This window comes from Exiguobacterium sp. s168 (assembly GCF_018619035.1).
In the GTDB taxonomy this organism is placed as follows: Bacteria; Bacillota; Bacilli; order Exiguobacteriales; family Exiguobacteriaceae; genus Exiguobacterium_A; species Exiguobacterium_A acetylicum.
The window spans coordinates 1-22,299 of the sequence record NZ_JACSNE010000035.1 but is presented as its reverse complement, the minus strand read 5'-3'; the positions used below and the strand labels follow the sequence as shown (position 1 = coordinate 22,299).

Annotated in this window: 26 protein-coding genes and 1 riboswitch; of the genes, 7 read left to right on the top strand and 19 right to left on the bottom strand. The window is 47.7% G+C overall.

The window, feature by feature from the left end; translation table 11 throughout:
* From KNQ15_RS15415 to KNQ15_RS15395, 5 genes are all read right to left on the bottom strand, one after another.
* Positions 1-1,305 carry an arsenic transporter gene (locus KNQ15_RS15415; protein ID WP_214730004.1) on the bottom strand — a complete coding sequence of 435 codons (1,305 nt, stop codon included), beginning with the start codon at positions 1,303-1,305 and terminating at the stop codon, positions 1-3.
* A 136-nt stretch (positions 1,306-1,441) separates the two neighbouring features.
* Entirely contained in the window at positions 1,442-1,756 is a 315-nt protein-coding gene (locus KNQ15_RS15410) for an ArsR/SmtB family transcription factor (protein ID WP_214730003.1), read from the bottom strand.
* A gap of 182 nt (positions 1,757-1,938) precedes the next feature.
* Positions 1,939-2,949, bottom strand: a complete 1,011-nt coding sequence (locus KNQ15_RS15405) for an ABC-2 transporter permease (protein ID WP_214730002.1) — start codon at positions 2,947-2,949, stop codon at positions 1,939-1,941.
* A gap of 68 nt (positions 2,950-3,017) precedes the next feature.
* Positions 3,018-3,440, bottom strand: coding sequence for a MarR family winged helix-turn-helix transcriptional regulator (locus KNQ15_RS15400; RefSeq protein WP_050677025.1), 423 nt, complete (start codon positions 3,438-3,440; stop codon positions 3,018-3,020).
* Between the two features lie 75 nt (positions 3,441-3,515).
* Entirely contained in the window at positions 3,516-4,250 is a 735-nt protein-coding gene (locus KNQ15_RS15395; protein WP_214730001.1) for a nuclease-related domain-containing protein, read from the bottom strand.
* 130 nt (positions 4,251-4,380) lie between these two features.
* Between KNQ15_RS15395 and KNQ15_RS15390 the strand changes: the two genes are divergently transcribed.
* Positions 4,381-4,686, top strand: coding sequence for a hypothetical protein (locus KNQ15_RS15390; RefSeq protein WP_214730013.1), 306 nt, complete (start codon positions 4,381-4,383; stop codon positions 4,684-4,686).
* A gap of 151 nt (positions 4,687-4,837) precedes the next feature.
* On the opposite strand, the gene KNQ15_RS15385 is transcribed toward KNQ15_RS15390, so the two are convergent.
* Complete coding sequence (locus tag KNQ15_RS15385) at positions 4,838-5,659, bottom strand: MerR family transcriptional regulator (protein ID WP_214730000.1); 822 nt, start codon at positions 5,657-5,659, stop codon at positions 4,838-4,840.
* 177 nt (positions 5,660-5,836) lie between these two features.
* Between KNQ15_RS15385 and pssA the strand changes: the two genes are divergently transcribed.
* Genes pssA through KNQ15_RS15370 form a run of 3 tightly spaced genes read left to right on the top strand, consistent with a single transcriptional unit; the run spans position 5,837 to position 7,408 of the window.
* Positions 5,837-6,367, top strand: a complete 531-nt coding sequence (pssA, locus tag KNQ15_RS15380; protein ID WP_214729999.1) for a CDP-diacylglycerol--serine O-phosphatidyltransferase — start codon at positions 5,837-5,839, stop codon at positions 6,365-6,367.
* A complete protein-coding gene (locus tag KNQ15_RS15375; RefSeq protein WP_251137717.1) occupies positions 6,364-6,840 on the top strand; it encodes a DedA family protein in 477 nt (158 codons plus the stop codon). Before pssA ends, KNQ15_RS15375 begins: the two co-directional genes overlap by 4 nt.
* 25 nt (positions 6,841-6,865) lie before the next feature.
* A complete protein-coding gene (locus KNQ15_RS15370) occupies positions 6,866-7,408 on the top strand; it encodes a GNAT family N-acetyltransferase (protein ID WP_214729998.1) in 543 nt (180 codons plus the stop codon).
* 42 nt (positions 7,409-7,450) lie between these two features.
* Here the strand turns inward: KNQ15_RS15370 and KNQ15_RS15365 are convergent, their stop codons facing one another.
* The 5 genes from KNQ15_RS15365 to KNQ15_RS15345 form a co-directional block, all read right to left on the bottom strand.
* Complete coding sequence (locus KNQ15_RS15365) at positions 7,451-8,188, bottom strand: Bax inhibitor-1/YccA family protein (protein WP_047396056.1); 738 nt, start codon at positions 8,186-8,188, stop codon at positions 7,451-7,453.
* Between the two features lie 57 nt (positions 8,189-8,245).
* The gene (locus tag KNQ15_RS15360) at positions 8,246-9,037 is read right to left on the bottom strand and encodes an AAC(3) family N-acetyltransferase (protein ID WP_214729997.1); all 792 of its coding nucleotides are present in this window, start codon (positions 9,035-9,037) and stop codon (positions 8,246-8,248) included.
* A 13-nt stretch (positions 9,038-9,050) separates the two neighbouring features.
* Entirely contained in the window at positions 9,051-12,056 is a 3,006-nt protein-coding gene (locus KNQ15_RS15355) for an SbcC/MukB-like Walker B domain-containing protein (protein WP_214729996.1), read from the bottom strand.
* Positions 12,038-13,159: an exonuclease SbcCD subunit D gene (locus KNQ15_RS15350; protein ID WP_214729995.1), complete on the bottom strand. Its 1,122-nt coding sequence runs from the start codon at positions 13,157-13,159 to the stop codon at positions 12,038-12,040. The genes KNQ15_RS15355 and KNQ15_RS15350 overlap by 19 nt, the downstream gene beginning before the upstream one ends.
* 205 nt (positions 13,160-13,364) lie before the next feature.
* Positions 13,365-13,604, bottom strand: a complete 240-nt coding sequence (locus KNQ15_RS15345) for a hypothetical protein (RefSeq protein WP_047396064.1) — start codon at positions 13,602-13,604, stop codon at positions 13,365-13,367.
* Between the two features lie 231 nt (positions 13,605-13,835).
* Here KNQ15_RS15345 and KNQ15_RS15340 point away from each other — a divergent pair, with 231 nt between their 5' ends.
* A complete protein-coding gene (locus KNQ15_RS15340; protein WP_047396066.1) occupies positions 13,836-14,204 on the top strand; it encodes a hypothetical protein in 369 nt (122 codons plus the stop codon).
* 130 nt (positions 14,205-14,334) lie between these two features.
* Here the strand turns inward: KNQ15_RS15340 and KNQ15_RS15335 are convergent, their stop codons facing one another.
* The 8 genes from KNQ15_RS15335 to KNQ15_RS15300 form a co-directional block, all read right to left on the bottom strand.
* The gene (locus KNQ15_RS15335) at positions 14,335-14,691 is read right to left on the bottom strand and encodes a hypothetical protein (protein ID WP_023467859.1); all 357 of its coding nucleotides are present in this window, start codon (positions 14,689-14,691) and stop codon (positions 14,335-14,337) included.
* 122 nt (positions 14,692-14,813) lie between these two features.
* Positions 14,814-15,821, bottom strand: a complete 1,008-nt coding sequence (locus KNQ15_RS15330) for a ThiF family adenylyltransferase (protein ID WP_214729994.1) — start codon at positions 15,819-15,821, stop codon at positions 14,814-14,816.
* Positions 15,818-16,582 (bottom strand): thiazole synthase, encoded by a 765-nt coding sequence (locus KNQ15_RS15325; protein ID WP_029341335.1) that lies wholly within the window; start codon positions 16,580-16,582, stop codon positions 15,818-15,820. Before KNQ15_RS15325 ends, KNQ15_RS15330 begins: the two co-directional genes overlap by 4 nt.
* 2 nt (positions 16,583-16,584) lie before the next feature.
* A complete protein-coding gene (gene thiS, locus KNQ15_RS15320) occupies positions 16,585-16,785 on the bottom strand; it encodes a sulfur carrier protein ThiS (RefSeq protein ID WP_023467856.1) in 201 nt (66 codons plus the stop codon).
* Positions 16,782-17,726, bottom strand: coding sequence for an FAD-dependent oxidoreductase (locus KNQ15_RS15315; protein WP_214729993.1), 945 nt, complete (start codon positions 17,724-17,726; stop codon positions 16,782-16,784). The genes thiS and KNQ15_RS15315 overlap by 4 nt, the downstream gene beginning before the upstream one ends.
* Positions 17,723-18,316: a thiamine phosphate synthase gene (locus KNQ15_RS15310; protein WP_214729992.1), complete on the bottom strand. Its 594-nt coding sequence runs from the start codon at positions 18,314-18,316 to the stop codon at positions 17,723-17,725. The genes KNQ15_RS15315 and KNQ15_RS15310 overlap by 4 nt, the downstream gene beginning before the upstream one ends.
* Positions 18,317-18,398: 82 nt before the next feature.
* Positions 18,399-18,501, bottom strand: a riboswitch (TPP riboswitch).
* 56 nt (positions 18,502-18,557) lie between these two features.
* The gene (nagZ, locus tag KNQ15_RS15305; protein WP_214729991.1) at positions 18,558-19,778 is read right to left on the bottom strand and encodes a beta-N-acetylhexosaminidase; all 1,221 of its coding nucleotides are present in this window, start codon (positions 19,776-19,778) and stop codon (positions 18,558-18,560) included.
* On the bottom strand, positions 19,775-20,200 hold the full coding sequence (locus tag KNQ15_RS15300; protein ID WP_023467853.1) for an OsmC family protein: 426 nt from the start codon (positions 20,198-20,200) through the stop codon (positions 19,775-19,777). The genes nagZ and KNQ15_RS15300 overlap by 4 nt, the downstream gene beginning before the upstream one ends.
* Positions 20,201-20,390: 190 nt before the next feature.
* Between KNQ15_RS15300 and KNQ15_RS15295 the strand changes: the two genes are divergently transcribed.
* Positions 20,391-21,575, top strand: a complete 1,185-nt coding sequence (locus KNQ15_RS15295) for an MFS transporter (protein ID WP_214729990.1) — start codon at positions 20,391-20,393, stop codon at positions 21,573-21,575.
* A gap of 127 nt (positions 21,576-21,702) precedes the next feature.
* Positions 21,703-22,191, top strand: coding sequence for a DoxX family membrane protein (locus KNQ15_RS15290; RefSeq protein WP_051656236.1), 489 nt, complete (start codon positions 21,703-21,705; stop codon positions 22,189-22,191).
* Positions 22,192-22,299 lie beyond the last annotated feature (108 nt).

The following is a 22,299-nucleotide window of genomic DNA, read 5'->3' as shown; positions in this document are numbered from 1 at the left end:
TCAATAAAGTATCAAGCTGATATACAAGCCAAGTAATGTGATCGCAAGTGTCGGGATCGTCAGAATCGTTCCGATCTTAAAGTATTGACCCCAACCAATTTTCACACCCTTCGTTCGAAGCACGTGCAACCAAAGCAATGTCGCTAGACTTCCGATCGGTGTGATCTTCGGTCCAAGATCAGATCCGATGACATTCGCATAGATGAGCGCCTCTCGAATCGTTCCGGTTGCCTGACTTAAATCAATCGCGAGCGCATCAATCATGACGGTCGGCATATTATTCATGATCGACGACAAGATGGCGGCCAAGAAGCCCATGCCAAAAGTTGCGGCTGCTAGATTCGTCGCAAATCCATCAATGATGTCGGCAAGAACTTGTGTCAACCCGGCATTTTGAAGTCCGTAGACAACGATATACATACCAAGTGAGAAGAAGACAATCGCCCACGGAGCACCACTGATGACTTTTTTCGTCGGTACGCTCGGTGAACGGCGTGCCATCAATAAGAAGAACAAGGCGATGATACCAGCGACAAGACTGACTGGAATGCCGACGATGTCACTCGTGAAGTATCCGACGACAAGCAAAATGAGGACGAACCATGAAAGCTTAAACATCCGTTGATCCTTGATCGCTGTCGCGGGTGCGACGAGCTGCACGACATCATAATTCTTCGGAATACTCTTTCGGAAATAGAGATACAAGACGATCAGACTGCCGATGACGGAAAAGAAATTAACAAATACCATCCGTGAAGCATACTCCGTAAAACCGATGTTAAAGAAGTCTGCTGAGACGATATTGACGAGGTTCGAGACGACGAACGGTAAACTTGCTGTATCGGCAATGAATCCGGAAGCGAATACGTAGGCTAACACGACATAATCCGGAAGTTTCAAGTGACGAACCATTGCGAGGACGATTGGTGTCAGGATCAATGCTGCCCCATCGTTCGCGAATAAAGCCGCAACGACAGCACCAAGTAATGTCATATACACGAATAGTTTGACACCACCACCTCGCGCGATGCGTGCCATGTGGAGTGCCGCCCATTCGAAGAATCCGATCTCATCAAGAATCAATGAGATGATGATCAGGGCGATGAACGTAAAGGTGGCATTCCAGATGATACCCCAGACAGTCGAAACATCATCGAGGTTGACGACTCCCGTCAATAGCGCAACGAGTGTCATCCCCATCGCTGAGTAACCGATGCCGAGTCCTTTCGGTTGTTTAATGATTAAGAATAAGGTGATCAGAAAAATTCCGATCGCTAGTAAATGTGTACCGGTCAATGCGTTCACTTCATTTCTGTATTAAATTTCGAGTGGTTCTGTTAACGATTCGCCAATCTTGAACGTGTGCCATCAAGAATGGAATATCGTCTCAATTCCAATTTGCCTTGCTCGTGCTAATCCATTTCATCCACGGTGTGTGTCCTTAGCAACTTCTGTCCGGGATGTCCAAAGTGTCCATTTCTTCTAAAATCGTCAATAACAACTTGTGTTGCGGGTGATCTGGATTGATTCGAAAATAAATCCATTGTCGTTCACGTCGTTCCAAGATGAGATGGGACTGACGCAATAATTTTAGATGACGACTGACTGCGGGTTGCGAAATATCAAACATCTCGACGAAATCACAGACACAATGTTCCCGAACGTGTAGTCTTCGCAAAATTTCAAGCCGTGTTCCATCGCTCAGTAGCTTCAAGAACTGACTCATCTCTTCTACCCGTTTTGCTGTCTCGATCAATGAAGAGTCCTCCTTTCTCTTAAACGTATAATCCATGCCTGATACAGGAGCGAAGTTATCTTTTTCGCTTTTCACATAACCATATTATTATATAACGTTTTTGTTATGCAATGATTTTTTCATAAATCGATCTCAAACAAAAAAATCGCCATCTCATTCGATGACGATTCTTCTTATATTCTTCATGCAACAACACGTTGTGCTTGTCGTTGCTCCCTCCAACTCAGCACTAAGCACGTTATGATAAAACTACCGAAACAAAGCAGGGATAAATGCAACACTTGGGTACCGATGGATCCATTCATGAATAACAATCGACTGAATCCAGCCACGGCATTCGGAACAGGTAAGAACGTTCCGAGGGATTGATAAAACGGTGCCAGCATCTTCGCCGGCACGATGTTTCCGGCAGTCATCAACTGGAACGGAATCAACGCAACATTGACGAGTGGAGCAATCGGTCCAAATATCGCAAAGTTCATCTGCGTGACGGCGATACAGGTCGCGACGACAAGAAGTTCGAACGCCCATAGTTTGATGAACGGTGTCGTGATGTCCGTTAATACATGTGCCACGGAAACGAGCAGTAGTGGAACGACCAGAAGAACAATCCCGTGCAACAGTTGGCGACTCCAAAATAGCGACCAGATCGAATGACGCTTACTTAAGATCGTACTGACAAGATTGAATTGAATCCCCATCGTCATCGTCGCGATATAGATGACGAACCCGAGGACGAGTGGCAGCATCGACAAGGCAAAATCCGAGACGGCATGCTCCGTGACGATCGATGTCGTAAACGTTGGCTCACCATTCAACTGTTTGCCGATCGTTTCCGTTGCCCGCTCGAGAATCGCATTCGCGAATTCGGCATTCGTCTGGCTGACGTGTGCCGTCAGTTGACGCGTTGCATCATCCTTTTGTAGAACGAGATCGACTTCATTGGCATCGAGTGCTTCCAATCCTTTCACTTCGGTCGAAAGTGCTTGGACCGTGAACGGTGCTTCCTTTAGTGATTTGACGAACGGGTCATTCACTTCGCCAACGACACCGACGTTCAATTGATCGAGCCGTTCCGTCGTTCCTTCGTAACCGGTCATCCAAACGACGAGGAACAAGAGCGGGACGACGATTGCGAAGACGAGCCCTACTTTCGTTTGTGTCATTGACCAGACATCTTTCCATGCTTTCATATTACAATCTCCTTTTACATGCATTACTTATAATATCACGTGCAACTATATGCCCGAAGGAAAACCATTCACGTCACATTCCGGTGAATGGTCTCAAGTGTTTCTTTTAATTGCTCGATTTGCTCTCGCGATAGTCCACGGAACGCTTCGAGTTGTAGTTGATCGAGCTCTGGCCCGAGGCGATCGACAATGTCGCGTCCTTCTCGTGTCATCAAGAGCAGAACCGCTCGTCGGTCCCGGGGGTCCGGCGTCCGAACGATTAGTTCTTTTTTACCGAGCTTATCCAGAATCTTACCGATCGTCGTTTGATCACGTTCTGTCACGAATGCCAGCTGCTTTTGCGAAACACCATCTTGTTTAGCGAGTTCGCTCAGGACAGAAAACTGCTCTGGTGTCAGACCGAACGCTTCCATCCGTTTAGCAGCAGCACGTTTGAACGCATAATAACTACGGGATAATTGCATTCCAAGCGACCATTCCGATTCTTTCATCCCATCATCTCCATATAGTTGCACTACTTATTATTTATTCACTATACCTGAAGGAGAATAAGTCCGTCAACGATTTCATTTTGCTTGGCGTTGACGAATTCCATCGATATGCGCTTGTTGCGTGGCACGATCGACTTGTGAATGAACCCCGAGTTTCCCTGCAATCGTATCGACTTGACTTGGTGTCAATGGCTTTCCTGTTGCGAGTTTCTCGATCGTCTTACGTAAGACGTTTCGTTTCAAGACACGGACATGCGCTGAATCAACCGTGATTTTTTTGAGTTCACAGCGTTCGCTGAAAACGATCAAGGAGTGAAAGAGCGCAGGATCCGTTCCTTCTAAGAAGCGTTGCATGCTTTTGAGATGCCCTTCATTTTGTTTGATCGGATTATAAAACCGTTGTTTGAAGCGATTCTGGAACTGTTGTGTCCACTGACGGTCCTGCTCGCGTCCGAAAATCCACCCGCTGTAGTTTTTCGATTCGAGCACATAGATGCCACTTTCATGAATAAACGTCACATCGATCTCCGTCGTACCTTCTCCCCGCGCACGAGGTAAATATGTATTAAACACATACGTGCCGTATCCTGACACTTGATCGAGTTGACGTGTCGTCAAGTACTCGCCCCATTTCCCCTTATCACGGACAATCCGTAAAAACGGTTCACGTGTCAGTCGATAATAACGACTGTTGTGATACGAGCTGCGTTTTACGAAGAAAAACAGACCAAACGTTCCGAAGAAGAACAGCACCATGATTAGTCCGATTTGAATCAAGAATGGCAAAAATGTCACTAATACATTATCCACTAGATTTATCTCCTTTCCATATTAACCCTTTATTTTCCACTATATCAGCATAATCAATTTCCACCTCGTTTTCCACTATTTGTTATGAATCATTTCCTATGGTACGGTGGACGAAAGGAAGGTGTTCACTATGGATTCTGTCGTCACGTTCGCTCCACTGATTGTCTTATTCTTCATTTGGATGTCCTTATCGCAAAAAGCGGACGAAGCAAAACGCCGCCAACAAACGATTCTAAAAAAATTGCAACGAATCGAGGAACACCTCGGTCTGAACGAAGTGTCTTTAGAAGAAGCAGCGTTACAAGTCGAACTGGTTCAGTTGCTCAAAGAAGGCAAAATGGTCGAAGCCGTTAAACGTGTTCGCGAATCACTCGGTTTATCCTTACTCGAAGCTAAACAATATGTTGATCAATTAAAAAGCGAGCTCGGATTTTGAACAAAAAGACCATCTGACACGCATGCGTCAGATGGTCTTTCAATTACTTATTTTTCACGCAATCTTGTTCAAGCATTTGAATCCTTGGTCAATCAATACAATAAGTGAGACATATCAAAACATCTTAAAAAGATTCTTAGAAAATACACATTCAAGATGTTGAAATGATTTCTTTTACTTTCACACTAATCTTCGTGATGAACTCCTCTTCTTCAAGCGATGCAATGGAATGAAGTAGATACTCCTCATACACATCTCCGTCCATTTCAAAGTTTTGCTTCGCTAATGAATCCATAAGCTGTGTATAAGCAGTATCGATATTGTCAAAAGACCCTTTAAAATAGAGAACAGCGTATAATCCGGCCGGTTTTTTCTTCGAATGACTTGTTTCTACGTGACAAAACAAATGATGTAGGTTACCTTCCTCCAGCAAGAATTTTTCTTTTTCATACACGATTCCATGTGCAGCTGTACTTTTCACACCAAGTTTTTTTAAAAATACACTAGAGTGCTGATACAACTCTTCAATAGACAATGACCAATCTAGTTTTTCCTCACTCAGTACAATCGATTCTTCAGCTAACTTTTTAAAATGCACTTCTCCGAACGAAATCGCTTGCATTTCATCTGTCAGTTCTACGACACGATGTAAAAAAAGCTGAATATCCTGCAATTTTTTTAATTCAAGCGCGACTTGTTCACTTTGTTTTAATGCCAGTTGTCGCAACGATGGTATCGTCGGTGTTTCAAAATATGTTTTTAATTCTTTAATCGGGACTTCTACTTGTCGTAATGAATGGATTGCCATAAATTGATCAAATTGCTCAAACGTATAGTAGCGATATCCGTTCGTATAAGTACCAGCCGGTTTAAACAAATTAATTTTATCGTAATACAAAAGTGTGTCTTTGTTGATATCAAGAAGTTTTGCAAATTCACCGGTTGTAAATTTCTTTTGCAAATAAGTTTTCATCTTTTCTTTTTTTTACCCCCTTTACCCTGGAGTGACTCCATAGTTTATGCTCTTTTTGTGAGAGTAACATATACCTGCAAAAACGACCATCGTGTACTCTGACTAAAAATTATTTCGAATGAGTCGCTTAGGGATTCAAATCCGCTCATTCATGTCAGGAAAGGAAGACTTCATATTATGCCGAAAACTGCTATACCCGCAACCTTAAAGATTAGTAACTTCGTCTGTGGAATGTTGTCTATCTTTGCCGTACTCGAGGAGAACTTTAGTGCAGCAATTGGATTTATTTTATTAGGGTTATTGTTTGATCTATTTGACGAGAGGATCGCTAGAAAACTAGGAACTGTATCCGAATTTGGAAAAGAACTCGATTCTTTTTCAGATTTAGTAACGTTCGGTATTGCCCCAGTACTTTTTGCTTATCATGTTTTATTAAGTGATTTTGGACAAATCGGTCTTTTCGTCGCTGTGTCATACAATGTCTGTGCATTACTTCGCTTAGCACGATTTAATACGACGCAAAGTGAGTTACCGACTTTTATCGGGTTACCCGTACCCGCGGCTGCTGTCATTCTACTGTTAACTACGATCTTCTTATCACCTATGTTCGTCGCCGGAATCATGTGCCTGCTTTCTTATTTAATGATCAGTCATGTGAAGATTCCACATGCTAAAAAAATCAGCACAGAAAATGAACAAACAATATGATGGCATTATTTGAATCGATGATTACAGACTATGGCTATCTCGCCATTTTTCTCGTACTTGCCTTCGGCATATTCAGCCTTCCGATTCCAGATGAATTGATGATTTTACTCGTTGGCTATTTTACAAAAATCGGTCTTCTACATTATGGTATAACATTTGTCGTCGTATGTATTGGGTCGTTCATCGGAATGCTATTCAGTTATTTCATTGGACAACGAGCAGGCCGTCCTTTACTTGATTGGCTAGGACGTTGGATGAGCGCTCCCCGAAAATGGAGTAGCAAAGCTGAAACGTGGATTGGGAAGTATGGTGCAGTAGCGCTTGTCGTGAGTTATTTCGTACCGGGAATGCGTCATTTCGCTGGTTACTTCTGCGGGATGTCGCATATGTCGATAAAAACGTATGCGTTCTATACCAGTATTAGTATTGGCATATGGAGTTTAATATTTTTAACCATTGGACGCTTTTTTTAATTTTTTAGGATGAGGTGAAAACAACATGGATTCAAAAATCGAGCTATTACCCGTAACAACAGAAGACTTACCAAAATTTAAAAAGGCATTACAAGATGCCTTTATGAAAGGTTGGCAAGATAGCTGTCAACATGAAGACTTAACAGAAATGGGACCTATTCCTTCAGAGGAAGATATACAGCGTTCATTGTGTGCGAAGGGCGCTACTATTCTTCATATCGTCCTAGATGGTGAAAAAGTCGGAGGTGTGGTGCTACGGATTGATGAAAAAACACAGCATAATGAAGTCGATTTTATATATATAAGTGCAGATGGAAAAGGGATTGGTACGAAAGCCTGGGAAGCAATTGAAGTCGCCTTTCCACAAACAAACGTATGGGAGCTGCATACCCCGTACTTTGAAAAACGTAATATTCATTTCTATGTGAATAAGTGCGGTTTCCACATCGTCGAATTTAATCATAAAGGGAACCCTGGTCCGAATGTAGAGGGCGAAGCGCCCTCGTCCGATGAAGAATACGAATTCTTTCGTTTTGAAAAAGTAATGTCACCCTTAAAGACAAATTGACGATAAAAAAACAGACGACGGAGAACCCGTCGTCTGTTGCTATTAATCCCGTGCCGCAAGGCGATACAGGAGATCGAGTAATTCGATATAGAGCCAGATGATCGTCACGATCAATCCGAATGCTGCAACCCACTCCATCGATTTCGGAGCACCCGCACGAACTTGTTGCGAGATAAAATCGAAGTCCATCACGAGTGACAAGGAAGCGACGATGACGATGACGAACTGAATACCGATCGCAAGCGGTGAGCTACCTGTCATGAATGGGAGGTCGACACCGAATAACGAGAGAATCAAGTTGACTGCGTACAAGACGAAGATCGAAAGAATCGCCGCTGTGACTGCAGAACGGAAACGTTGCGTTACTTTAATCATACCCGTCGAGTAGACGAACCACATCGCGAATGCAACGACGAATGTTGCGAGGACTGCCTTTCCGACGATTCCTGGGTACATGCTTTCAAAGACGAGTGACAATGCTCCGACAGCGACACCTTCTGCCAGTGCATAGACTGGTGAAAGAACCGGTGCTGTTGCCGGTTTGAATGTGATGATCAAGGCAAGGATCAGACCGATGACGAATCCACCGATTAATGCTGGGAATAGGAACACTTGATTTTCTGCGAGGAAGAACCAACTGCCCCCTGCTGCTGCCGTGACGAGAGCGAGCATCAAGAAAATCTTGCTCATCGTCCCGCTTTTTGTCATTGGTCGTTCTCCGACACGTGCCGTATCGAATCCGCGACGCAATGCCGGGTTAACTTTAAAACGTGAAGCCATTGCTTTCACTCCTTTTTATGATTCTGTTTTCTACTACGAAGGTTTCCCGAAAAAGTTTCAAAATAACCATTGATCAAGCGCTTTTAATTGTAACATGACGACTGGGATCGACGCTTTAGCATCAATTCGGTACGATTTTGCCTGTCCAATCAAACCGGACGTGACGAAATCGGCGTCTTCTAATGCTTCCCCGATCGGACCAAACGCATCACTATCGATTTGACGGTGTCGGTAATGGATGAATCGTTCCGTCGTTCCCTCTTTGATTTTACAGCCATCCTCGACGTCCGGACGATTCAATCCGTATTCCGCGTAATGCCAGACGGTTGTCGTATTCCAAGGGGAACCGATATGCAGAATTTGACCGTCCGCCTCGATGAAGCGTTCGATCGGAGAACCGGGTCCGAAGCCATTTTCTAATGTATGATCAGCAACGAATGCATCTGCATCCCTTCCCCATGCGGTCACGGACCACATCGGATGATCGCTTCGAACGACGCCGGGATACGTCCGGAAGACTTCCGGGACGCGCCCGATACCGCGTGTGACCGTTTTTGCCGGGTCATACGCCGGCATCTCCCGGCGGATCGTTTCCCACCATTCCTCGGGAACAGCGGGTTGGCTCCAGTTCTTCGGATCCGAATTATCCGTACTCTGCGCCGGCATCATGATCAACCCTTCCGTCGTGACGACTTCCTGTAAGGCCTCAATCAATGCTTGTACGCCGCCGGGAATCCAGCCGATTTGTTTGAGAGACGAATGGACGAACAGTTTCATACCGGGCGTCACACCTAATTCGTGTAACGCCTCTTTGATTTGTGATTTCGTGACCATGTTTCGTGTTTCCATCGATCTTATCTCCTTACTCGACGACTAGTGCAATCGTCGACCCCGTTTTTCCTTGTTTGACCTCGATTTTTGCGTCAACTCGTAACTTCAGTTCCTGGACGTGACTGATGATCCCGACCATGCGACCGCTCGCTTGAATCGAGAGCAACGTCTCGATTGCTTGTTCAAGTGATTCTGGATCAAGTGTTCCGAATCCTTCATCGATGAACATCGTCTCAAGTGACACACCACCGCTCGCTTCTTGAACGACTTCCGACAACCCGAGCGCAAGGGCAAGGGATGCTTTGAAGCTTTCGCCACCGGATAACGTCTTGACATGCCGTGTTTGCGACGTGTAAGCGTCAAAGACATTTAAATCAAGCCCGTATTTCTTAAGCCCTTTTCCCGCCTCCGTTTTCCGTTCAAGCTGGAAACGCCCGGAGGTCATCTCGTGCAGATGCCGGTTTGCGGCGAACAATATTTCATCGAAGTATGCCGTCTGGACGTACGTCTCGAACGTCATCCGTTGCGCATTCTCCCCGACACCAACGCGAGCGAGTTCGCCGATGATGCCGTATCTCGCATCCTCGTCCTCAATCTGGCGTTGCAAGCTTTCCCAGGCCGCCATCAATTGATCGATATGTGCGCGTTCCTTCTCGAGCCCGACTCGTCGGTCGGTCTGCTCCGTCAGTTCGAGCGACACCGTCTTCACATCCATCCGCAACTGTTCAAGATTCGGACGCACTTGACCTTCCGTCTTCAAACGGGCTTGTTCCTGTTTCAGCTTCAATTCCTGCCGTTCGAGGCGATCTTGTTCCAAACGTTCTTGGAGGTGACGGAGTTCGTCACGAGACCGTCTCGCTTCGCGGAAGGCTTCAATCGTCATAAACGCTTCTTCTGCCAAGACAGCTTGCAATTCGTTTTCGCGGTTCGTTAATCGGTCGCTTTGTTCAGCAGATGCCTCAGTCAATTGACGGAATCGACCTTGGTGTTCCGCGAAGTCACGATCGAGCTGTTCCTTCTCGCGTAGCTGGCGTTGTTTGTCTTGTTTGAACTGCTCGATACGTGTTTCTGCCTGTTGTTGTTCCTCACGGAGTGCTGGTAGCGATTTCGCGGACTCTCCTGATTGGCTTAGGCGACCAGACAAGTGCGCCAATTCCGATTCGATGACGGTCCGGTCTTTGATCATTGCATCGACCTTCAGTTGTAGCTGGTCCATGGATTGCTCGAGTTGTTGCAGGCGAGTCTCAAGACGCGCTTTTTCCGTCTGTGCTGACGCAAATCGGGCTTCCGTCTGTTCGACTTCTCGAAGCTGTGCTGAAACATCCGCATGAGATGACTCGTTTTCACTCGTCTTTTGAATCTCGGTCGTCAGTTGCTGCAGACGCTCAGCAACCGTCCGGTAAGAGGCTTGCAACTCTTGATGCGCTTGTTGGGCTTCTAGGAACCGCTGTTGTGCTACATCGACAGATCGTTCCTTTGCGACGGCGACAGCATGCTGTGGATGCGACGTACTGCCGCAGACAGGGCAAGCCGTCCCGTCTGTCAATCCTTTGGCAAGTTCAGCAGCCAGTTGTTCCCGTTCGTGTCTGCGCGCTTCTTCATACTGGCGTGCCGCTGCCTCTTTTTGATCCCGGACGCTTGTGCCGCGGACGATCAGCTGTTGCCGTTCTGCTTCCAATTTGTCATGTTCCGCTATCTTCGTCGCCAGCTGTTTCAGGATGAAGCGCCGTTCTTGCACCTGTAAGCGTTCTGCTCCGACGTTTTGTAATGGACGCAGTTGTTCTTGAACAGTCTTACGCTCCGTCCGTGCTTGTTCGAGTTGCTTCCGTAATGGCTCTGGGTCCAGAAGCTTCAAACGTTCTACTAATTGTTGCTGTTGTTGTCGTAAGGCCGTTTCTGCTTCCAACCGTTCGCGCTCTTCTTGAATTTTTTCAAGACGACGACTAAGTTGCTCGATCTGTGGTTCCTCCGCTAGCAATCGATCCACTTTTACTTGCACGATCTCTTGTCGCTCTTTCAAGCGAGCGATGTGCTGTTCGGTTTCCTGTTTTCGATGCGTCAGTTGCGTCAATTGTTCTTGATCCTGTTGCCACTGATCATGAATCGGTGCAACGATTTGAGCGCGTTCAGCCGCCATTGTTTCTTCTTGCATCTGCTTGATTTCCGGTAAGCGGTCCAGTAGCAACTGTTCGATCTGTTGAAGTCGCTCCTGCTCTTGGAAAACCGCTTCGAGTTGCTCGCCTTGTTGCAATTGCGTCGTTTTCTTCTCAACGATTGCACGAGTCTCTACTTCAGCTTGACGCGCAGCCGTTAGCCATTCGTCCCGTTCCGTCGTCAACCCCTCCATCCGTAACCGGATGTCGCCTTCCGTCAGTTCACTCCAGTTCGCTTGCAATGGTAATTCCTCAAGCTTGGCCCATTGTTTCGTCTTCGTTTCCTTGATGCGTGCTGCAAGATCGAGCGCTTGTCGATGCAAACGTTGCTGGAACTCACCATAGTGTTCCGTCTTAAACAGCTGCTTGAGAATCTGAAGTTTGTCTTTTGACTCTGCCATCAACAGTTCGCGGAACTTATTTTGCGGCAACAGGAGAATTTGTGAAAATTGTTTATGGTCGAGCTGGATCAACTCTTGAACGCGTTGTTTGATTTCTGGAATCTTGACCGCAAGCGGCTTCCATGTCGTTCCGTCCAACCGAGCGAGCTCGGCTTCATGCGAGTAGCCAGTTTTATTGACCGGATGTGGTTGACTTGGTTGGCGGATGATCCGGTACCGTTCCCCTTTAAGGGTAAACTCCAGTTCAACTTCCGTCTTTTGCTCAGGCACGGCAAAATGACTTCGCAGTTCGCTCATTTCCCGTTCGCCACCTGACGTTTCGCCATACAGGGCGAACGTCAATGCGTCAAAGATTGTCGTTTTTCCTGCTCCGGTATTCCCGGAGATGACGAACATCGTCCGTCCGGCAAGTGCCGTGAAATCAATCGTCTCTTCACCAGCAAATGGTCCAAAGGCGCGTAAGGTCAGTCGTTCTGGGCGCATGTCGCTTCCTCCTTCAGGACGGCTTGCATCGCTTCCGTCGGTTTCTTCTCACGGACTGCTTCATAGAACTCACTGAACAGATCCGCAACGGATGCATCCTTGACTTGCTCACGCGACGCCTTGACCGCCCGCGTACTCTCGCGGACGAATCCAATTCGCTCGAGGTGCAGGATATTCGGATAGATTTTTTTCAGCTTTCCCATCGGATCCATCAAGGCTTCGCCGTCCGTTAGATTGATCTTTAGATAATCGTCCGTGTCTTGTGTCGCGACGAACGCCGGATCTGTCAGTTCAGCAAGACTTCCAGTCAGTTCCCGCAAGTCACGTTTCGGTGCAAGTGGTTCGAACCGGCGATCGAACGTACCCGTATCGTTCAACGTCAACACATCGACCCCTTTGACATGATTTGCTTCCGAAAACGAATATTTTAAAAGCGATCCGCTGTAACGAACCGTCTCGGATTGAATCGCAAGCGGATTGTGCAAATGACCAAGTGCCGTATAGGTGAACGGTGCAAACTGGCTCGCACTGACCTGCCCTGCCGTTCCGACGGACAATTGTCGCTCCGAATCCGTCTCGAGTCCACCGATCACAAAGGCATGACCGACGAGGACACTCGGTCCGTCCGGAATACATCCGGCAAGGATCGTCCGCATCGCATCATCATGTGTCTTGATCGTTTCGTCTTGATGCACGTACCGAACGGTCGCTGGATCCGCAAATGGCACAGGGTAAAACGACACTCCTTTGATCGTGACCGGAGTAATGACCGGCGTTAGTTTTCCGACGAGATGCAGACCTGCTCGTTGGAGTAACGTCGTTCCGAAACTCAAGCGTTCGGCCGAGTCATGGTTCCCGCTAATCGCAACGACCGGGATATCCCGGTCAAGGATCAAGGCAGCCAGTGTCTCATCGAGTAGTTCGACGGCTTCCGTCGGTGGCACGGCACGGTCGTATAAGTCACCTGCAATGACGATCGCATCCGGCTGTTCGCGGTCGACGAGTGCCAAAAAATCCGCTAAGACCGCCCGCTGGTTCTCGAGCATCGACTCGCCATGAACGATTTTGCCGAGATGCCAATCGGCAGAATGTATCCATTTCATCTTCATCACACTCACTTTTTGAATATAGTAGCTTAAGTGTAGCATGCAAGCGTTCGTTCTGCGACGAACATCTGTTTGGAACACAAAAAGCAGAAGTTTTCGTGTTGCACATCAATCCAATGATACGTAATGACGAAAAAAGTGTAATTCTTCTCGACTAAGAGAAAAACTACACATTAGTTTCAATAGAAAATAGATAGAACGTTTACTTTTTATCTACAGTCTGTTTTAGTTTTCTTTTCCCATCTGTAACAATCAAAGTAATACCTATGATACATTCCAAAAGAATGATCCACCAAGTAAGGCTCGGAATCATGTCAATCGCATCACCTCCGACACTTTTGTACACCTCTAGCTCTCTAAGAAATAAAAACTCAGCTAAGTAAATAGATAGCCATAGCTTAGTCAAAGCTACTAATACAAAACAAAATCCCATCTTACGCAATTAAAACCCTCCGATTACTATATAACTTAAAATTGTTTAAACTTGATATTACATCGCTATTTATAATTATAGAAATGAGTTAATCAATAGTATTTACTTTACCATTTTATTTTTTTGTGAATCAATAATATGGCTAATATAGAAAATTTTATTAGTTTTTGAGGTCTGCATACTTTAAAAAACTGTTAAAATACAATGTATACTTCTCATTTGAAAGCCAGGAGGGAACACATGAAAAGACTTATACTGTTAGCTCTGTTATGTACTTTGTTATCAGCCTGTAGCATCAACGAGTCTAAGCTCAGTTTTAGTGAGTTAAAGATTGTACCAAACGAAATACAAACGAAGATCAATCCCGACAATACCTTGCAATTGATCAATACGAAAGACAAAGTCGCTTATGTTGTTTATCAGTCAAAGAAAACAGTTGCTACTGATCTTGAGGAACAAGGAGATACGCTAAAGATTAAATTGAATGAATCTAAAACTCATAAGAAAACGAAGCAGCATGTCTACAAGTTAACATTAGATCCTGAACATAAAATTATCGATGTTTACGTGAACGGTAAATCTACCGCATTTGATAACGTAACTAACTGATAAATCTAGATATAACAAGTAGAAACAACATACATACTAAAACCTCTTCATTTCTTTTGTGAAACGAAAGGGTAACACAAAAAGCAGAAGGCGATTGCCTCCTGCTTTTTGTGTTCGAACAACGAACGTTTTATTTCGTCCGTTGTTTTCTAAATCGTTGAACGGAACGAATCACAGAAACCGATCCGCCGATAATCGCACCGACACCGACGACGATGCCTGTCTTGAATTTTTTGCCCGATTGTTCTGATTTATGCGTTGCTTGATTGTGTTCAAAAAGTTGTTGGAGGGGCGACGACGTCTCGACTTCGAGAATTTTCGATGCATCCTGATGCACGTCTTCTCTACGTTCGACACTACAAGGTGACAGATAGAATGGGTTCAAGTTCGTCCGGTACCGATCCGGATTCCAGTTGGCTTGCTGAACAACTGCTTGGGCGTCTTCCGTCTGTGCTTGATCCTTGATTGGATCGAATTCTTGTTTCATCTGAATCACTCCTCTTCACGTTCAAAACTTGTAGACCGATTTATGTCTGAAGTCTTATTTACCTGTTTTTCAAACATTTAAAACATATATATTTAAAAAAAGTTTTTAATGTTTTGTGAACGTTAGCCGAAATAGGCATGATAGAGCCGCTTCGCTTTGACGAGATCCGCCTCGCCATGAATCAGAACGCGTCCATCTCGGAAAGCAACCATCCGATGTTCGTCCGTCGTAAACGCCAGCAAATATGGATTATGAGCGGAAATCGCAGCGACCGGCTGGAGACGTTGTTTCAACTGTTCCAGATCCCGCTGTCCGTCTCCCCGGATTTGAATGGCATCCCGACCGCACAGTGCCGTGAAACGAACCGTTTGATCCGATAAGTAAGGGTAGGACGGATCGATGCCGCACGACGGGCACTCCGTTTGCTTCAGTGACTGGACGTTAATTTGTTGAAACGTATTCGACCAGACATCAAACGCAAGCAAGCGCGTCCGCATGGCGTCCGTCTTTCTGCTCAACCACTTCAACGCTTCCGTCACCTGTAAGGAAGCGACCATCTGTACAGCTGGTCCGATGATTCCCGCTGTATCACACGTCTCCTGATCCCGCGGTAATTGATCGAGCAGACAATGCAGACACGGCGTCTCCCCGGGACGGACGGTAAACGTGATCCCATAACTGCCGACGCATCCACCATAAATCCACGGAATCGAACGCATCAACGCCATGTCGTTCATCAGCAAGCGAATATCGAAATTGTCCGTCGCGTCGATGATCAGATCGATATCATCGAGAAGCCACGTCAGCGCTGCCCGGTCGACGTCTAATACATACGCTTCGATCGTCACCGTCGAATTGATCGCTTCAAGCCGTGCTTTTGCGGCAATCGCTTTTGGTACGATGTGACGCGCATCTTCCTCGGTATAAAGCTGTTGTCGTTGTAGATTACTCCACTCGACATAGTCGCGGTCGACGATTCGGACGACGCCGACACCGGCGCGGACGAGTTGTTCTGCCGACGCCGTTCCGAGCGCTCCCATGCCGATGATCAGCACCTTCGCTGATGCCAAGCGCGCTTGTCCCGCTTCCCCGATTGGTTGAAATCGAGTTTGTCGTGAGTAACGGTTCATCGAATCAATCCACTCGTTGGACTACTCGCGACCGCGTACTGTTTCTTCTCGATACGTCCCGCTTCGAATCCGAAGCGCCCTGCTTCGACAGCTAGTCGCATTGCGTGCGCCATCTTGACCGGATCTTGGGCATGGGCGACAGCTGAGTTCAATAAGACACCATCCGCTCCCAGTTCCATCGCATAGGCGACGTCGGTCGGTGAACCGATCCCGGCGTCGACGATGACCGGGACCGTCGTCTGCTCGATGATGAATCGCAAGTGGAGCGGATTGAGGATACCTTGTCCGGAACCGATTGGTGATGCAGCCGGCATGATGGCGTGACAACCGAGTTCCTCGAGTCGTCGTGCGAGCACGACATCGTCCGACGTATACGGTAAGACGATGAAGCCTTCTTTGAGTAATTCTTCAGAAGCTCGTAACGTCTCGATCGGATCAGGTAGTAACGTCTTATCGCAACCAATCACTTCGACCTTGACCATGTCACACATACCGGATGCCCGCGCAAGCTTTGCAAGTCGGACAGCTTCTTCCGCTGTCTTCGCTCCGGCCGTGTTCGGTAGTAGATCGTACTTCGCTAAATCAAGTGACTCCAAGAAATTCGCTTGTTGTTTGTCGAAAATATCGAGCCGACGGACGGCGAATGTCAAGATTTGTGAAGCGGACGCATCGATCGCCTCCTGCTGTACCGTAGCATCCGTATATTTCCCTGTTCCGAGTAATAACCGTGATTCAAATGTCTTTTCTCCAATTTTCAGCATGTTTATCCTCCTCCTACGAAATGAACGATTTCAAATGTGTCATTGTCCCGAACGACTGTCTGACCGTACGCCATGCGATCGATGATTTGTCGATTCTGTTCGACGATGACGAGCTTTTCCCCTAAGCCGAGTTGCGTGAGCATGTCCTCAATTGTTTTAATCTGTTCAATCGTGTGGTCATTGCCGTTAATCGTAATGTTCATCGGACTTCCTCCTTTTGGATCAACCGTAATGTATTTGCCAAGACTTCCGCTGTCGCCGGTGCGAGTAATATGCCGTGTCGATGATGCCCTGTCGCGAGGAAGATCCGACGGGATGAATCGGCGACTCCGATATATGGTAAGCCGGACATCGTTTGCGGTCGTACACCGGACCAGACTTCTTCGATGACTGCGTCACGAATCGGTGGATACAGTCGTTCTGCTGCTTGAAGCAATGACGTGATTCCAGTGACACTGACACCGACCGTCTCGTCGTGCGGCAGTTCGGTCGCACCGATCAAAATCCGACCGTCTGCTTTCGGAACGAGGTAGACGGCGTCGTCAAACAGAATCGAGCGTAACGGCTGACCCGCGAGACGGACGGCGAGACATTCCCCTTTGACCCCATATGTCGCAATCGAAATGCCGGCTGTATCGAGCAAGGCTTGCGAACCCCGTCCGGCAGCGACCGTCACCGTTCGTCCGGTCCAGATTCCCGCATTCGATTCGATCCTGATGAAGTCAACGTTCTCTTCGATATGTGTGACCTCCACCTGTTCTTCGATTGGTACCCCACGCTTTCGTAAGGCATACATCAATGCAGTCGTCAGTCGTCGTGGATCGATTTGACCGACAGCCGGAAACAGATGCTCGCGTCCTTTACGTTTTAACAAAAACGGTTGTTCCCGGTATCCACAATCGATGCCTGTTTCTCGCTCGAGACGACGTGCAAGCAGCGGATACAGACGACGACTTCGCGCGGCAAGTGCATGCAATTCCTCTCTGAGCTCGATGTCCGTCGCAAGCATCCCGGCAGCCGCGCGACTCGTTCCTTGTCCACCTGCTCCGCATTCTAAGACGACGACGGATTCATTCTGACAGGCGAGACCGTAAGCAAGCGTCAAACCGATGACTCCACCGCCGATGATGATGTGATTCGTCATACCCGTACCCCCTGATAATGCTTGACGGCGGCAAGTGGATCCGCTTGACCGAGAATTCCCGATAAGACGGCGATTCCGGTTACACCGGTCGCTGCGATTTCAGGCATGCGTTCTGGTGTAATCCCGCCAATTGCAATGACTGGTTTCGTCGTGAAGGTGACGACTTGCTTCAAGGCGTCAATCCCTCGTGGTGGCACGTCCGGCTTCGACGCTGTCGGATAAATATGACCGTACAGCAGTCGGTCGGCTCCTTCCGCTTCTGCTGCCAGTGCCTCTGCTAGTGAATGGACCGATTTCCCGATGACGAGATTCGGAAAATGAAGTCGCACATCGCGGACACGCAAGGAACGGCGCGTCAGCTGCACACCGATGCCTGCGACATGGGCGACGTCGACCCGGTCATGAACCGTTAACTGTTCAGGCGAATAACCGTGCGTAAGGAGTGCTTCAATCAGATCAAGCAAGTCTGCCGCCGATAAGTTCGGTTCACGTAGATGCAGCTGATCCGTATATGGTTGAAGGGATTGAAAGGTCTTTATTTCGTCAAGCGGATTAATGGATCCCGTCGAAATCAGATGTAAACGCATCATGTTCTTCCTTTCCATACGAAAAAGGACCACTCCCGATGTTGAAGGGAGTGGTCCGAAAATGCGCTGAAGCGCTAAGGATATCTAGGGTTTCGAGCCACTTCCCTCCGCTAGTACGAACTAGATCAGGTTCAAAGGGTCCGGATACTTCCGTCTCAGTCTGCTGGGAGACTCCCCTAGTGTCTTTTCGTGTTTAATTGGCTTGCCCCATTAGTCTAGCATGAGTCGCTTTGCTTCGCTAGTCCTAGTTGAGCGCTTCCACTTGCTGAATCAGCTCCGATTTCGTCGGTCGCTGTTGCTCTTGGCTGTCGGCATACGTCTGCTTTAGCTTCAGGATGCGCATCACTTTGCCATCGAGCATCTCCGGCGTCAGCGTCTTTTCTTTGACGGCTTGCATCACTTCAGCATGAACCTTTGTGTAAGCACCTGCCTCTGAAAACATCGCCATATCAGCTCCGTTGACGAGCGACTGACGTGCCGCTTCTGCGAGACCATATCGTTTCGTGATCGCCCCCATGACGAGATCATCTGTGATGATGACACCGTTGAATCCGAGTTGCTGACGCAAGAGGTCAGTCAAGATCGGCTTTGAGAGCGAGGACGGATTCGTATCGTCATACGCGGGATAGAGAATATGGGCGACCATCACCATCTCGGCGCCCTCTTGAATCGCTTCTTGGAACGGTAACAGTTCCGTCCGCTTCAATTCTTCCTTTGATGCCGTCACTTTCGGTAGCCCGACATGGGAATCGACACTCGTATTGCCGTGACCGGGAAAATGTTTGACGACTGGAATCGTTCCCGTCTCCTGCATCCCGTGCATCAGGGCCGTACCAAGCGTCGCGACAGTATTCGGATCAGCACTTAACGCACGGTCGCCGATGATCGGATTGTTCGGATTACTGTTGACGTCAAGGACTGGTGCGAAGTCCATGTTGAAGCCATAAAAACGTGACAAATGTCCGAGCGTACGTCCGACGTCTTCCATTTTCGCATCATCTGCTCCTTGCGCCATCCGTTGACTCGTCGGTAGACGTAATCGTTGATCCGGTACCCGGCTGACGCGTCCGCCTTCTTCATCAATCCCGACGAACGCATACGGTTTTTGGTTCGTCTCTTGAATCGCACGCGTGAACGTCAAGAGTTGCTCTTCTGACGTAATGTTTCCGCCGAGCAATAAGACCCCGCCAATCGCATGAGTCTGTAATAATTTTCGGTCAGCTGCTGAAAGTTCCGTGCCGGCGACTCCGATATAGAGCAGTTGATCGACCTTTTCGGACGTCGACATCGCTTTAAGTTGCTGCTTTAATCGTGCTTGTTGTCGTTCCTCTTTCGTTGGCTCAGGTTTCGGTTTCTTTTCTTCTGTCGTTTGCTTCGTTTCCGATTGTGATGGTTTCGTTGGTTCCGTCGTCTCCTGCGCACACCCTGCAAGCAACAGACAACCGATCAGTACGACTTTCTTCACAAAGGATCCTCGCTTCGCACACCATTGATCGAATAATAGACGGAAATCTCAGCGTTCAGGGATTGCGAGACCGAACAATATTTATCCTTTGATAACGAGATGGCGCGACGGACCTTATCTTCCGGGAGATCACCTTCAAGCCGGTAATGAATCGAGATCGACGTAAAACGCCGCGGATGATCCTCTGCCCGTTCTCCTTCGATATCCATTTCGAAATGGGTGATCGTCAAGCGCATCTTCTCTAAAATTGAGACGATATCAATTCCAGTACAGCCGGCAACGGCATGTAGCAAGAGTTCGGTCGGTCGTGGTGCTTGGTTTTCACCACCGTTTTCGGGTGCTGCGTCCATCGCAAGATGATGCCCTGATTCCGTCTGTCCACTAAACCCCATCTGTTTGTTCCATGTCACTGTCGCTTGCATCGTTTCCACTCCTTTATAATTAGTCTTCTTCTGTAGTATACGCAAAAAATAGCAAGCCTGGAAATTCACACGCTATTTCGAATAATGGTTCTTTTCCCGAAATCTCGCTTTGCGATACCCGACGAAATCGTTTCATGCTATCCTGTTACTCATAGTTTCGCGCGCAAGCGCTAGAATTGAGGAATCATCCATGTCACCTACTACTCGTTTAAGTCGACGCGATTGGCTCTTGATTGCTACGTTGTCGCTCCTGACATTCGTTCTCGGAACAAGCGAATTCGTCATCGTCGGGATCCTCGCTGAAATCTCCTCAGCCCTTGATATCACGATCGCAACAGCCGGTACGCTCGTCTCGGCATTTGCCATCTCTTTTGCGATTGGTACGCCGATCGTCATGTCGATGACCGGTCATCTGGAACGGCGTCGCCTGATCCTACGTCTCTTACTTGCTTGGATACTATTGAATCTTGCCAGTAGTTTTGCACCAAGTTACGAAGTATTGCTCGCAACCCGCATTCTGACAGCGATCCTGACTGGTGTCTTGATCTCACTCGCAATGGTCGTCGCAAGTGACGGTGTACCTGTCGCGAAGCGCGGTGTTGCCGTCTCGTTCATTTTCGGTGGTTTTACACTTGCGAACGTTTTAGGTGTTCCGATTGGTACGTTCATCGGGCAACACGCTGGCTTCGAAGCCACGTTCTGGCTGACGACGGTCATGGGAATAATCGCGTTCCTCGCTGTTTTAAAGATCGTTCCGGTCCAGCAATCGACGGGTTCTGGTTCGATTAAGGAACAGCTCGGATTGCTCGCCAACCCACGGATCCTGATCGCCTTCTTCATTCCGTCATTTGGGTTTGGGGCAACCTACGTCGTCTACACGTACCTCGTACCAATTCTTCAAACAGAACTTGGGATTGCGAAAACGTGGATCAGTCCGATCTTGCTCGCTTACGGCGTCGTCTCGATCTTCAGTAACATCCTTGCCGGAAAGATTGCTAGCAAAAATCCGATGGGACGCTTACGGTTCGTCTTCGTCGTGCAAGCAGTCGTTCTTGCTGCGTTATACTTCACGACAGCATCCCTTCCGCTTGGTCTGTTCAACATCGCCTTGATGTCGTTGATGTCGATTTTACTAACGACTTCGACACAGATCTACTTGATCGACCTTGCTGAAAAGTTCAATCCGGAAGCAAAAGGACTCGCCGCTTCATTGATGCCGGTTGCGAGTAACGTCGGGATTGCTTTTGGTTCGGCACTCGGTGGCATCGTCTATGCGAACGGTCCGATGATGAACACGGCACTCGTCGGTGGACTGGTTGCGCTCGTTGCTGCTTTATTAACTGCAATCAGTCATCGCCTCGATCAACGGTCATGAAACCGTTACCTTATCCTTTTTTGTAACAGGTCGATGACGGTTCGATGACGTTATGATGATAGTCCCCATCTCGCTGATGATTTTTCAGTATGATGGGGACTATGTTGTAGTAGAGGAGTGTCTGAAAGTGAAAGCATTACACATCATCGGTCTCGGTCTATTGACGATCATCCGACTCTGGCTCGGAATCCAGTGGTTCATCGCCGGAATCGGTAAGTACATTAATGGCTTCGATGCGAAACCGTTTCTCGAAGGAGCGCTTGCGAAGTCAACTGGCGAAGACGCACTCGTCAGTTCGTGGTATGCGACGTGGATCGAGCAACTCGCCTTACCGAACGTCGGGCTGATCAACGCCTTGATTCCGTTCGCGGAACTCGTCGTCGGGATCCTGTTGATTCTTAGTCTGTTGACGGTTCCTGCACTGGTCGTCGGAAGCATCATGAATCTCAATTACTTACTCGCTGGGACGATTGCGTTAAACCCATTGTTCCTAGCAGCGTCAATCGCCTTACTGGCTGCAGGACGCTTTGCGTATCATATCGGTATCGATCACTGGATCATGCGCTGGTATCGTTCGTCGCAGCAACCGCATCCCCTTGACCGGATTCCAGTCTAACGAAAAAACTCTCCCGTACGTGAACTGCCCCATAAAAGTTGGACATAAAAATCCAACTTTTATGGGGTGTTTTTTATGGTCAAATATACAAAGGCGTTTAAAGTCCAA